We start from the raw sequence: 12,721 nt of genomic DNA on the forward strand, positions 1-12,721 counted from the left end.
ATACTTATTTTCGGCTATATTTTTTCAAAATTAAAGCTAATATTATTTTATCTCATTTTTTCTACAGTATACTCTTATATTCTTCATTTTATTTCGTAAATTCCATTATATCTTGAATAACCTTTTCTACATGACCGTCTACCTTAACCTTTGAGTATTTTTTTATTATCTTCCCTTCATTATTAATAATAAAGGTAGATCTTTCATTACCCATAACTTTTTTGCCATACATATTTTTTTCTTTAAACACATCAAAGGCCAAGGCAATTTTATGATCTGTATCAGATATTAAATCATAATCAATGTTATGCTCTATTGAAAATCTTTTGTGCCTATCTACCGAATCGCTACTCACCCCTATAACCTTAACTTTTAATTCATTAAACCTATCTAAATTTGCTTGAAAGTCCTTAACTTCTTTAGTGCATCCTGTTGTTCCATCTTTGGAATAAAAGAATATTACCGAAAAACCTTCATTATTTATTGGATTGATTTCTTTATTATCTTGATTTATAAACTAAAGTTCATTAGGAATAAAATCCCCTACATCCATATTTATTAACCCCCTCTTTATAACAGAGGATTTTCATGCCTTGCTTTTAATCTTTCCCATCTTCTATCAACTTCTTTTTGGAATTCTTCAACTATATGAGCATACTCTGGTTTTATTAAGTGCTTTGTTCTACCCATCATTTTAAACCAATCAACAACAGGAATCTTCTTGCCTTTAGCCTCTGGATTATATGTTATTGTTGTTATACCATGGTCAATTTCGTATAATGGATAAAAACACGAGTCTACGGCTGCAGCTATAACCCTTCTTTCCTTAGATGGCTCATCAGACCAATTTAATGGACATGCTGATAAAGCCTTTAGATAAACAAGCCCTTCTTCTCTCATTATTTTTTGAGCTTTTTTAGCTTTTTTAACAAAATCAACGGGATCTGATTCTGCTACTGTTGCAACATATGGTATATTTGTTGCAGCCATAATCTGTGGTGTATCTTTGTGGAATGTTGATTTTCCTGCTTGAGCTTTTCCTACATGTGAGGTAGATGACGATGCCCCATAAGGTGTTGTATAGGATAGCTGATAACCAGTATTCATATATCCTCCATTATCATACTCAAATATAATCATCTTATGATTTCTTAGAGCTGCACCAATGGTTGGCCCCATACCTATATCATTTCCACCATCACCTGTGACCATAATAAATGTGAGTTCTCTATCGTTTGGAATTTCTCCTCTTCTTTGTCTTTCTTTATACATCTCAACTAATCCGCTAAGTGTTGCTGCACCATTCTGGAAAAGATTGTGAACATAAGTTGTTCTAAATGCAGTATTGGGGAAACCTGTTGTTACTACCATTCCGCAACCCGTATGGAATAATAGAACAACATCTCCCTCTATCCCTTTTAATAATAGATTTAAATTAGGAAAGATTCCACAGCCTGGACAAGCTCCATGTCCGGGAACAACCCTCTTGGGCATAGCTGTTAAATCTCTTGTAGTTAAAGGTATATTTTGTGTCCATTCTTTCTTAATAGGTTCCATCTTTCTCTGATAAGTATATGATTCATCTCCAGGATAAGCCCCTATATAATCAAAATCATTTTCTACAGTGCCACTTTGACTGTACTTTAAGCCTTCTTCAAATATTCTGATAGCATCATCAATAAAGAAGTCTTTGCCACCAAGACCATATATTCTACTGAATACCTTTGTTTTATTCTCAAGATCATCTTTTAATGTTGCTTTTATTTCAAGTGTCATATTCCCTGCTTTTGCTCCATAGCTTTCTTGCCTATCAGCAACACATAAAACCTTTACATTCTTAAGCATTTCTTGTATTTCTTTTTTAGGCCATGGTCTTAAAACATTTGTTGTACAAACACCTACCTTAAGGCCTTTTTTCCTTAATATATCCACTGCTTCACAAGCTGTATCATAAGAAGAATTTAGTATAAATAAAGCTACCTCAGCATCCTCCATCTGATACCCTTCAACAAGGCTATATTTTCTTCCGCTAATTTTATAAAATTCTTCAAAAACCTGGGGGATTATTTCATAAGCCTTGTCCATAGCTTTAGAAAGCTGATATTTATTGTTTATCAAATCAGGTTCATTCATATATGGCCCAATTGTAACTGGATTATCGGGGTCTACTGCTGTTATTCTCTCTGGTGGGTTTTTACCTACAAACTCAATAACATCTTCTTTATTTTTAAAATACTTTACAAGTCTTTTTTGATGACTTGTAAAAAATCCATCAAAAGCTACAATTACAGGTAACATAATATCAGGGTGTTCACTTATTTTTACTGCCATAATGTTCATATCGTAAACCCTTTGAGCATCTTTAGCTAATAATATTACCCAACCAGCATTTAATGTGTACATTAAATCACTATGATCACCTTTAATATCCAAAGGTCCTGATACCGAACGAGTAACAACATTTAGTACCATAGGAAACCTTGTTCCAGATTGCACTGGTAGTTGTTCAAGTGCATATAAAAGCCCATTTGCTGATGTTGCATTAAATACCCTACCTCCACCTAATGATGCACCATAACAAATTCCAGCAGCACCATGTTCACCATCACCAGCAATCAACACAATGTTATGCTCTCCATCTGCTTTCATAGCATCCAATTCTTCTGCAATTTGGGTAGAAGGTGTTATTGGATAGTATCCCATAACATGATAGTTAATCTGTGATGCAGCTAAAGCTGCCATTTCATTACCGCTTTCAAAAATACTTTCTTGTGGTCTTATATTCATCTGTTTACACCTTCCTCATACCATTTTTTATAGATATCAAAATCGTGTTTTACACCTATCTTGTTAATGTCATGTTCTCTTTCAATCCCTTCAACTAATGCACCTACTGGACATATATCAACGCATCTTAAACAACCCTTACAGTATTGATAATCAGGACCCTTATTAACCATTTTGGGTTTCCCTTTCTCATCAATTATCCTATCCCATACAAAAACATAATCAGGACAGGTTGTCTCACAAAGGCCACAGTGAATGCATTTCTCAGGTAAAAATATAGGTATCTTACCTACTCTACTTGTAATATTGTTTTTGTTTATTGTGTTTGCATATTCTATTATTGTTCCACCAATTGTTGCGTTCTTGTATCCAATAGGTCTTTTTTCTTCTTGATATGGCTGATATTGATATTTGTTATCAAATGAAAATTCTTTAAATGTAACAGAATTAAAGCCCACCTCAAGACCTCTTATATTTGATTCAATTGTTTGTGGATATTTTTTGCCAAAAGTCTTTTTTATGATATCCTTAACAATATCAAAATTAATAAATGGCATAAATCTTAAAATAGCTCCAATCATAATCATATTAATTCGCGTTTTTTCTTCAAGGGATAACCTTATTGCATCAACTGTTGCCATTGTCCCAGAAGGAAGTTTTATAATATCCCTTGCTTCATCAGGCTTTTTGTCGGTATTAAGTATTGCCACCCCATCTCTTTCCATTCCTTGAATAACAGGAACTGTATTAATCATATTTTCATGGAATATAGCAACTATATGGGGTTTTACAACAGGACTATTAACTCTTATTTCTTTTTCTTGTGGTGCAAATCTAATATATGACTTTACAGGTGTCCCTTTTTTCTCAGAGCCATAACTTGCAAAGTTAAGTGCATTAAAACCACTATTAACCCCTGCTTCAGCAATTATCTTACCAGATACATTGGCACCAAGTCCACCAATGCTTTCAAGCCTTATTTCAAAATATCCATACTCATTTGTTTTTGGCAGCATGTAAATCTCCCCTATATTATTTTTCTTACTGTTTATTTTTTACCCTTTTTAAATTTTTCATTAACATATTTAATTATTTCTTTTTCAGAATTTGATAATTTTTCATGTAAAATTAAATCAGTTATGTTTTCAAGTATCTTACCTATCTGTCTTCCTCTAAATCCTAATTTTACAAGTATCTCACCATTAATTTTTAAATTGTCTTTAGAAATTAACTTGTTGCTTTTATATAGTTTTATAAATCTCTCATATATTTCATGCTTATTTTTTAATATTGCAACTGCTTTTATTATCTTTGAGGATTCATAATATCCAAAACTAAAATATGTTCTTTTAATAATCTCATCTTCATCTTGATTAATTAGTAAAGCTGAAAGTGTTATTGCCTTTTTTTTGTTGTCATTATCCAACTTTAATTTATTCATCTCAGAAAGTATCAAATCTTTATTTATAAGCAGTGAAAAGAATGAGGCTAACCTATAATCTTTTTCTATGTCAATAAACTGAGTATTCTTTATTTTGTTATAGATATGTTCATAATAAGTGGTTATCTTTTGACCTATCTTGGTTTTATTTAATAGGTCTAACCCAATCAATGCATTTTTGTCATTTATTATTTTCTTTAGCTCATCAACTATCCTTTCTCTCGAAATAAAATCAAGTAGATTGCATTTTTCTATTAATGCATTATATGTCCTTTCTTCAATACTAAAATTAAATTTTGTTGCAAATCTTATACACCTTAATATACGTAATGCATCTTCAATAAACCTCTCTTTAGGATCACCTACTGTTCTTATTATCTTTTTTTCAATATCCTTTTGCCCTTCAAAATAGTCTATTATACCTTCAGTGGGATTATATGCCATTGCATTTATGGTAAAATCACGTCTTTTTAAGTCTTCATAAAGGCTATTTATAAAGAGAACCTCTTTAGGCCTTCTAAAATTTATATATTCTCCTTCTGTCCTAAATGTAGTTACTTCTACTTTGTTTTTGTCAAATAGCACAGTTACTGTGCCATGTCTAATTCCAGTTTCAATTACTTTATCAAAAAGCTTTACAACCTCATCAGGTTTTGCGTTTGTTGCAATATCAAAATCATTTGGCTCTATTCCCATCAAATAGTCTCTAACACATCCACCTACTAAGTAAGCAAGATAGCCATTATTATTCAAATTTTTTAATGTATATAAAACATAATCTGGTAATATTAACTCCATAAAAACTACTCCTTTTTATTTTTCTGTTATTTTTAAAATTTTTGTATTATAATCAATTATAGTTATTATATAAAATTAAATGAGGATTAAATAGTATGAGAATTGCTATTATTGCATGTAAAGTTTTCTTTAGAGAATTAAGTTTAATTGCTTCAATGTCAGATAATCTTGTGGATATATTTTTCTTGAAGCAGCAATTGCATGATACACCAAAAATACTCTATAATACGCTTGATGAAACTATAAAAAGTATTGAGAATTCACACGAAAAATATGATGCTATTGCTTTAGCATACGGGCTATGTTCAAATGGAACAGTTGGTATTTCCTCAAAATACAAATTAGTTGTTCCAAAGGTTCATGATTGTATCTCTCTTTTGTTAGGTTCTAAAGATAAATATGATTATCACTTTAATAATAATGAAGGGACATATTGGCTTTCTACTGGATGGGTTGAACGATCAACACTTTTATTAGATGAAACCATTAAAAACAAATATGAGGAGTACATAGAACTTTATGGGGAAGATAATGCAAACTATATAATAAAAGAGCTTTTAGGTTTCTTGCATAATTATAAATATTGCTCATATATATCTTGGGATGAATTTAAGAGCATAGATAGTAAGTTTATAGAATTATCAAAAGAGTTTGCACGATTTTATAACCTTGAATTTAATATAGTTAAGGGTAATTCAAGTTATTTATTTGATTTGGTAAATTCAAACTGGGATGAGGAAAGATTTTTGATTGTTGAACCAAATAAATGTATTCAGCCATCTTATGATAAAGAAGTAATAAAATATATTTAATTTTGGAGGTTTGATTAAATTGTTTGATTATCATGTCCACTCGAACTTTTCAAGTGATTCAAAAATGTCTATGGAAGAGGCTATTATTTCAGCTATAAGCAAAGGTATTAAAGAGATAGCATTTACAGATCATGTTGATTTATTATATCCTCCTGTTAGTTATACAATAATTGAAATAGATTACGATAAATATGTTGATATTTTTAGTCAATTAAAAGAAAAATACAAAGATGATATATCAATAAAATTAGGAGTGGAAGTTGGCATACAACCTCATTCAATTACAAAAAGCAAAGAGCTAATTGATAAATATCCCTTCGATTTTATTATTGCTTCAACACATGCAGTGGAATTCAAGGACCTTTGTGAGGGAGATTTCTTTGTAAATAAATCAAAGGATGAAGCTTACAGGATATATTTTGAGGATATTTTAAATATTGTTAATAATTTTAATGATTTTTGTGTTTATGGCCATTTAGATATTGTAAAAAGATATGGTAACTATGAAGATAAGTCCCTTGATGTTGTAAAATATATTGATATTATTGATGAGATATTCAAAAAGATTATTGAAAAAGAAAAAGGTATTGAAATAAATACATCTGGTTTTAGATACAATTTAAATTCTACTCATCCTCAAATAGATATTATTAAAAGATACAAAGAATTAGGTGGAGAAATTATTACATTAGGTTCAGATTCTCATTTTAAAGAACATATAGGTTATAAATTTGATTATGTATTAGATTTATTAAAATCTTTAGGTTTTAGGTATATCACAAGATTTGATAAAAGAATACCTATATATGAAAAAATCTAACCTCTATTACTTAGGGGTTAGATTATCTTTTCTATTACTCCTCCTCCAACAACTATATCACCATCATAAAATACAACTGATTGTCCTGGAGTGATTGCTCTTTGCTTTTGTTCAAACTTTACCATAATGCTTTTTTCATCAATAGGTGAGATTATAGCCTTTGCCTCTTTTGCAGAATATCTTATTTTAGCATTAACTTCGATTGGTCTTTCAAGTTTATCAAATGGTATAAAATTTAAATCTCTTGCAATAAGAGTATCTTTGAAAATGTGCTCTTCATCACCTAAAACTACTACATTCTCTTTTGGATTTATATCAACAACATACATTCTCTTGCCTTGTGAGATACCAAGTCCTTTTCTTTGTCCAATTGTATAATGAAAATAGCTCTTACTTCTACCTAATATTCTCCCATCAATAGAAAGATATTTACCTTCTTCTTTAAAATTTGTTGCATCTTCTATAAATCTGCCATAGTCATCATCAGATACAAAGCATATCTCTTGTGAATCAGCCTTTTTAGCAACTGGAAGATTATATTTCTCTGCTATTTCACGTGTTTGTTCTTTATTAAAATCGCCGAGTGGATATAAAGTTTTTGAAAGAACATATTGAGTCATATTATAAAGAGCATAAGTCTGGTCTTTTTTATCAGCAACCGACTTTTTTAAAAGAAATCTATTTAAATTCTCATCATATTCAATCCTTGCATAGTGTCCAGTTGCAATAAAGTCCATTCCAAGCATTTCAGCTTTTTTTAAAAATGACTCAAATTTAATCTTTCTATTACACATGATACAAGGATTCGGAGTCTTGCCTTTCATATATTCATCTACAAAATAGTCAATAACAGTATTTTTAAATTCTTCTCTCATGTTAAATACATAGTAGGGTATCCCTAATATGTTTGCTACTCTTCTTGCATCTTCAACAGCATGCAATGAGCAGCAACCACCTTCTTTTACTGCATCTATGTCACAAATTGGTTCCCATATTTGCATTGTTGCACCATATACCTCATACCCTTTTTCAAGCAAAATAGCGGCAGCAACAGAACTGTCTACGCCACCGCTCATAGCAACCAAAACCTTTTTTTTCAATTGCTTTCACCCTCATATACTTATTCATGTATCTTAGTTATTTTTGCTCATATAGTCTTCAATAGCTGCTTTTATTGCTTCTTCAGCTAAAACTGAACAATGAATCTTCTGTGCTGGAAGCCCATCTAGTGCTTCCATAACTGCTTTATTGGTAATTTTAAGTGCTTCTTCAATTGTTTTACCTTTGACAAGTTCTGTTGCCATACTACTAGTTGCAACTGCAGCACCACAACCAAATGTCTTAAACTTTGCATCTACAATTATACCATTTTCTATCTTTAAGTACATCTTCATAATATCGCCACATTTTGCATTGCCAACTTGGGCAACACCATTAGCATCTTCAATTTCACCAACATTTCTTGGATTCATAAAATGGTCTAAAACCTTTTCGCTATACATTCTATCTTTCTCCTTTCTTAACAGCTTCATAAAGTGGACTCATTTCACGGAGTCTATTTACTATAATTGGTAGTTCTTTTAGTAAATAATCTATTTCTTCTTCAGTATTATCATCACCTAAAGTTATTCTCAAAGAACCATGAGCAATTTCATGTGGAAGCCCAATAGCTAAAAGAACATGTGATGGATCTAAAGACCCAGATGTACAAGCAGAACCACTTGAAGCAGCAATTCCCTTCATATCAAGTAGTAAAAGTAAGCTTTCACCTTCTATAAATTCAAAAGAAAAATTAGCATTATTAGGAAGTCTTTTTTCTCTATCACCATTTAAACGCACATATTCAATGTTATTTAATATCCCATCAATTAGTTTATCTCTCAGATGAATAAGCTTTTTATTGTGTTCATCTAGGTTTTGAGTTGCAAGCTCAATCGCTTTTCCAAGACCTACAATACCTGCAACATTCTCAGTTCCTGCTCTTCTGTTTCTTTCTTGTGCTCCACCATGTTCATAAGGATGAATTTTTGTTCCCTTTTTGATGTATAAGGCACCAACACCTTTAGGGCCATAGAACTTATGTGCAGATAATGATAATAAATCTACACCTAATTCCTTAACATCAACCTTTATATTGCCTACTGCTTGGACAGCATCTGTATGAAATATTATTCCTTTTTCTTTTGCTATCTTGGCAATCTCTTTTATTGGTTGTATTGTACCAATCTCATTATTAGCAAACATTACAGTTATTAAAATGGTATCTTCTCTTATTGCATCTTTAATTTTTTGTGGATCAACAACTCCATTTTCTTCAACTGGTACATAAGTTACTTCAAATCCTTGCTCTTGTAAATATTTACATACATGCAAAACTGCATGGTGCTCAATTGTAGTTGTTATTATATGCTTACCTTTTTTCTGATTTGCATATGCTACACCTTTTATAGCCCAATTATCAGACTCAGTACCACCTGAGGTAAAGTATATCTCTGATATATCGGCATTTAATGCCTTCGCTACTCTTTCTCTTGCAATATCTATTGCTTTTTTGGCTTCTCTACCAATTGAATATATTGTTGATGGATTACCATACTTTTCTGTAAGATATGGCATCATCTCATCTAAAACCTCTTTTTTTAGAGGGGTTGTTGCAGCATGATCAAAGTATATGAACTTTTCAGTCATTTATATCATCTCCTATTATTCCTATCAATTTTCTTTATAATATTAATATACCCAATTTTATATTAAATATAAAACATATATGAATCTTTTGAAGCCATTTTTTTATAGTCTTCAACTAACTCTCCTAATGTTATATTATCTACAACATTAGCTACCGCATCTTTAACCTTTTCCCAAACCTTTTTTGTAACGCACATCTCTGCCCTTGGACAATTTACCTTCATATCATCATCAATACATTCTGACGGTGATAACGACCCTTCTAAAACCCTTAAAATCTCACCAATTGTAATTTTAGAAGGCTCTTTTGATAAGGTATAACCACCTTGAGCACCCCTTGAGCTTTTTACAAGCCCTGCTTTTTTAAGAATTGCTATAAGTTGTTCTAAATAGTGTTCTGAAATATCCTGCCTTTCAGCAATACTTTTAAGTGAAATTAAGCCTTCTTGGTAATGTAGAGCCAAATCAAACATCGCTCTAACACCGTATCTCCCTTTTGTTGATAACTTCATCATAATTTATATCCCCTCAATTCCGACCTATTAGCTTGGAATTCTTATATTATGATAGCACTAATATTGGTATTTGTCAATCATGAAAAAATTAATCAGAATAATAAATAAAAAAAAGAGTACATCAACCATCCAATGATGTTACTCTTTTTCATTCTTAATTTATATTAAATTTATTATAGCAAACTCCCAAAGTTATATGGTGACCCTAAGGGGAGTCGAACCCCTGTCTCCACCGTGAGAGGGTGGTGTCCTAGGCCACTAGACGATAGGGCCACTTTTGGCTGCGGGACTAGGACTCGAACCCAGACAAGATGATCCAGAGTCACCTGTGCTACCATTACACCATCCCGCAGCATTTGAGCAACCTATATGATATCACAAAGGATAGCCCAAGTAAATAGCGAACATATTTATGTTAATATCTTAATGATTTAAAAGTATGTTCAAGTAATCCTGTTTCAAATAATTGTGGTTTCTCAAATGTTGATTTTACTTCTATAATTCTATTTTCTTCCACTGCTTTATCAATTGAATGCATAACATCAAGCACATGATAAGCAAGATCCCCATGTGCTCTGTTTTTTCTGTTGTTTAATATTGCATCAGCCATATCAGCAATTCCTAATCCTCTTGCATCATATGTATAGGAATATATCAATGGTATGTTTTGCCAATTAGACATATTTCTCGTTTTAATTTGAACTGGCCCATCGAAAAAGTTTGGATCAGGTACTCTTAATGTCCCTTTTGTGCCATATATTTCTATATTTGGTGTTTGTGTTGCCCAAACATCATAGCTTGTTGTGTAGTTACCTATTACATTATTCTCTAATTCCATTAATGTAGCAACAAATGTAGGCATCTCAACATCAAAATACTGCCCATATTTTAATGATGAGGTAATAAGTCTTTTTTTGTAAGTCATTTTTTGCATTGCTGTAACCTTTTTTACTGGCCCAACTAAATTGACTAGTGCAGTTATATAGTATGGAGCTAAGCAATATAGTGGACCAGCACCATACCTATAATAGTCTTCTGGCTCAGGATGCCAACTTTCTGGACCTGAATCTAATACAAATGCTGAAAATCCTATAACATCACCTATCCAACCATCTTCTATAACCTTTCTTGATGTCTGAAGCCCAGCACCTAAAAATGTATCGGGTGCACAACCAACATAAAGCCCTTTTTGCTTTGCAAGTTCTAGAACTTTTTGAGCATCTTCAAGCGTAATTGTTATAGGTTTTTCACAATATACATGTTTATTATTTTCTAAAGCCATTAAATTAAGTTGTGCATGGTATTTTGGTGGTGTTAAATTTATAACTATATCAACTTCTGGATGCTTAATTAATTCTTCAGTAGAAAGTACATAGTCAACGTTATATTGTTTTGCTTTTTCCAATGCTCTTTCTTTGTTTACATCGCTACAAGCAACAATATGTAAAAAATCATATTTTGAGCAATTTCTAAAGTAAACATCACTAATATTTCCACATCCTATTATGCCAAGGTTAATTTTTTTCATGAACCTTACCCCCAATTACATCTTTTAGATTATTTTACAACCACTTTTATAAAAAGTAAACACGCTTTCACAAAATTAAATATTCCATGGTCTTATAAATTTGCTAACCTTATTTATTAGATTTACAAACTCCCTTTTTGAAAAACTTGTATCTTGTATAACTGACACAGGAAAAACGCCTGCAATACTATTTGTTATGAAGCATTCTTCAAAAGTATTTATCTCATTAATATAAATATGTTCATATCTTAATTCAAATCCAAGTTCTTTCATATATTTTTTTATATTTTTTCTTATTATTCCGTTTAACAATCCACATGATATTTTAGGTGTATAAATCTCAGAACCTTTTCTAAAGAAAATATTTGCATACACTGTTTCACATATTTGTCTTTCATTATTTATTATTATACATGAATCATAGCCCTTTTTAATTGCAATATTATGTTCTATATGAAATATATTAGCAGTTTGAATCTTAAAATAATTAAAAATATTTCTTTTATCCCTCAGTGTTTTAGCAATACAAAGTTTCATACCGTTTTTATACAATTCTTTGCTATATCTTATTTCTTTTTCTTCAATTTTAAATACATTATTATTTTCCACTATTATTTTTAAACCACCGAATTCTTTATTAATATATTTTTTTAATGAATTTTCAAAATCAATAAAAGAAAGCTCAAATGGAATATGAAAGGTTCTACACGCCCTTTTTAATCTTTTAAAGTGATCTTCTGAAAAATGTATTTTTTCATTAGAATAATAAACTGTTTCAAAAGGAAATATCTCCATCATCACACTTATCTCCTAATAACAGATTTAAAAAAGCTTTGCCTTTTTGTAAAGTCTCTTCATATTCTTTTATTGGGTCAGAATCCCAAGTAATTCCTCCTCCAACATTGAACATAATATTTTGATAATTGAGTATTAGAGTTCTTATTGCAATATTAAAATTGCAAAACCCACTATCAGATATAAATCCAATTAATATCAATTTCATCCCTATTTTTTACAACAACGTCTTGTCCTAATATCAAGAAGTAATGATATAAATTATATGTAAAAGAATCAAAATTATCAATAATGAGAAGCATGAAAAAGCAACTCCTTTATTTTTGATAATAGTATCGGTGTCTCAGTCTCAAGCAATCAATAACAATAATATCAATAACATTAATAATTATTTTGAACACATAATTCAATATAAGATATGCTATTGTGGGATATGTCAGTATTAGCAGAAATATGACAAGAGAAACCGTATTCTGTGGTTGGTAGTGTGACAAGGAGAACCGTCCCCGTTGGCTTGCTGTGTACCAGGGAGAACCG

Annotated in this window: 13 protein-coding genes, 2 tRNA genes and 1 pseudogene; 2 read left to right on the forward strand and 14 right to left on the reverse strand. The window is 31.0% G+C overall.

All coding sequences use genetic code 11. The features are described 5' to 3' along the window. Nucleotides 1-88 precede the first annotated feature (88 nt). The 4 genes from ACAG39_12175 to ACAG39_12190 are packed head-to-tail and all read right to left on the reverse strand — an operon-like array spanning nucleotide 89 to nucleotide 5,026. Nucleotides 89-514: a peroxiredoxin gene (locus tag ACAG39_12175; protein ID MEZ0537980.1), complete on the reverse strand. Its 426-nt coding sequence runs from the start codon at nucleotides 512-514 to the stop codon at nucleotides 89-91. Nucleotides 515-570: 56 nt separating this feature from the next. Further along, nucleotides 571-2,787, reverse strand: coding sequence for a thiamine pyrophosphate-dependent enzyme (locus tag ACAG39_12180; protein ID MEZ0537981.1), 2,217 nt, complete (start codon nucleotides 2,785-2,787; stop codon nucleotides 571-573). Further along, a complete protein-coding gene (locus ACAG39_12185; GenBank protein ID MEZ0537982.1) occupies nucleotides 2,784-3,803 on the reverse strand; it encodes a 2-oxoacid:acceptor oxidoreductase family protein in 1,020 nt (339 codons plus the stop codon). Before ACAG39_12185 ends, ACAG39_12180 begins: the two co-directional genes overlap by 4 nt. A gap of 32 nt (nucleotides 3,804-3,835) precedes the next feature. Then, the gene (locus ACAG39_12190; protein ID MEZ0537983.1) at nucleotides 3,836-5,026 is read right to left on the reverse strand and encodes a CCA tRNA nucleotidyltransferase; all 1,191 of its coding nucleotides are present in this window, start codon (nucleotides 5,024-5,026) and stop codon (nucleotides 3,836-3,838) included. A gap of 95 nt (nucleotides 5,027-5,121) precedes the next feature. On the opposite strand from ACAG39_12190, the gene ACAG39_12195 reads away from it, so the two are divergent. Both ACAG39_12195 and ACAG39_12200 read left to right on the forward strand, forming a co-directional pair. Continuing rightward, nucleotides 5,122-5,838: a DUF1638 domain-containing protein gene (locus ACAG39_12195; GenBank protein ID MEZ0537984.1), complete on the forward strand. Its 717-nt coding sequence runs from the start codon at nucleotides 5,122-5,124 to the stop codon at nucleotides 5,836-5,838. Between the two features lie 19 nt (nucleotides 5,839-5,857). After that, a complete protein-coding gene (locus ACAG39_12200) occupies nucleotides 5,858-6,658 on the forward strand; it encodes a histidinol-phosphatase HisJ family protein (GenBank protein ID MEZ0537985.1) in 801 nt (266 codons plus the stop codon). A 17-nt stretch (nucleotides 6,659-6,675) separates the two neighbouring features. Here ACAG39_12200 and mnmA read toward each other — a convergent pair whose 3' ends face one another. From mnmA to ACAG39_12250, 10 genes and pseudogenes are all read right to left on the reverse strand, one after another. Next, complete coding sequence (mnmA, locus tag ACAG39_12205) at nucleotides 6,676-7,758, reverse strand: tRNA 2-thiouridine(34) synthase MnmA (protein ID MEZ0537986.1); 1,083 nt, start codon at nucleotides 7,756-7,758, stop codon at nucleotides 6,676-6,678. Nucleotides 7,759-7,791: 33 nt separating this feature from the next. Beyond that, the gene (gene nifU, locus ACAG39_12210; protein ID MEZ0537987.1) at nucleotides 7,792-8,160 is read right to left on the reverse strand and encodes a Fe-S cluster assembly scaffold protein NifU; all 369 of its coding nucleotides are present in this window, start codon (nucleotides 8,158-8,160) and stop codon (nucleotides 7,792-7,794) included. Nucleotide 8,161: 1 nt separating this feature from the next. Next, complete coding sequence (gene nifS, locus ACAG39_12215; protein MEZ0537988.1) at nucleotides 8,162-9,346, reverse strand: cysteine desulfurase NifS; 1,185 nt, start codon at nucleotides 9,344-9,346, stop codon at nucleotides 8,162-8,164. Between the two features lie 62 nt (nucleotides 9,347-9,408). Beyond that, nucleotides 9,409-9,861 carry an Rrf2 family transcriptional regulator gene (locus tag ACAG39_12220; protein MEZ0537989.1) on the reverse strand — a complete coding sequence of 151 codons (453 nt, stop codon included), beginning with the start codon at nucleotides 9,859-9,861 and terminating at the stop codon, nucleotides 9,409-9,411. A gap of 197 nt (nucleotides 9,862-10,058) precedes the next feature. Then, nucleotides 10,059-10,134 (reverse strand) — tRNA-Glu (locus ACAG39_12225). Between the two features lie 5 nt (nucleotides 10,135-10,139). Beyond that, a tRNA-Gln gene (locus ACAG39_12230) sits at nucleotides 10,140-10,213 on the reverse strand. A 63-nt stretch (nucleotides 10,214-10,276) separates the two neighbouring features. After that, entirely contained in the window at nucleotides 10,277-11,389 is a 1,113-nt protein-coding gene (locus ACAG39_12235) for a Gfo/Idh/MocA family protein (GenBank protein MEZ0537990.1), read from the reverse strand. 75 nt (nucleotides 11,390-11,464) lie between these two features. Beyond that, complete coding sequence (locus ACAG39_12240; GenBank protein MEZ0537991.1) at nucleotides 11,465-12,187, reverse strand: aminotransferase class IV; 723 nt, start codon at nucleotides 12,185-12,187, stop codon at nucleotides 11,465-11,467. Next, entirely contained in the window at nucleotides 12,165-12,392 is a 228-nt protein-coding gene (locus ACAG39_12245) for a chorismate-binding protein (GenBank protein MEZ0537992.1), read from the reverse strand. The genes ACAG39_12240 and ACAG39_12245 overlap by 23 nt, the downstream gene beginning before the upstream one ends. Further along, nucleotides 12,370-12,486 (reverse strand): annotated as a pseudogene (locus ACAG39_12250) (aminodeoxychorismate/anthranilate synthase component II). Before ACAG39_12250 ends, ACAG39_12245 begins: the two are co-directional and overlap by 23 nt. Nucleotides 12,487-12,721: the final 235 nt, after the last annotated feature.

The sequence above is a fragment of the Caldicellulosiruptoraceae bacterium PP1 genome (assembly GCA_041320695.1).
Lineage (GTDB): Bacteria > Bacillota > Thermoanaerobacteria > Caldicellulosiruptorales > Caldicellulosiruptoraceae > JBGGOQ01.

Coding starts and splice junctions, on each gene's coding strand:
- ACAG39_12185 (MEZ0537982.1), bottom strand. CDS start 3,803: ATGCTGCCAAAAACAAATGAGTATGGATATTTTGAAATAAGGCTTGAA.
- ACAG39_12245 (MEZ0537992.1), bottom strand. CDS start 12,392: ATGAAATTGATATTAATTGGATTTATATCTGATAGTGGGTTTTGCAAT.
- ACAG39_12220 (MEZ0537989.1), bottom strand. CDS start 9,861: ATGATGAAGTTATCAACAAAAGGGAGATACGGTGTTAGAGCGATGTTT.
- ACAG39_12190 (MEZ0537983.1), bottom strand. CDS start 5,026: ATGGAGTTAATATTACCAGATTATGTTTTATATACATTAAAAAATTTG.
- ACAG39_12240 (MEZ0537991.1), bottom strand. CDS start 12,187: ATGATGGAGATATTTCCTTTTGAAACAGTTTATTATTCTAATGAAAAA.
- nifU (MEZ0537987.1), bottom strand. CDS start 8,160: ATGTATAGCGAAAAGGTTTTAGACCATTTTATGAATCCAAGAAATGTT.
- ACAG39_12195 (MEZ0537984.1), top strand. CDS start 5,122: ATGAGAATTGCTATTATTGCATGTAAAGTTTTCTTTAGAGAATTAAGT.
- ACAG39_12180 (MEZ0537981.1), bottom strand. CDS start 2,787: ATGAATATAAGACCACAAGAAAGTATTTTTGAAAGCGGTAATGAAATG.
- ACAG39_12235 (MEZ0537990.1), bottom strand. CDS start 11,389: ATGAAAAAAATTAACCTTGGCATAATAGGATGTGGAAATATTAGTGAT.
- nifS (MEZ0537988.1), bottom strand. CDS start 9,346: ATGACTGAAAAGTTCATATACTTTGATCATGCTGCAACAACCCCTCTA.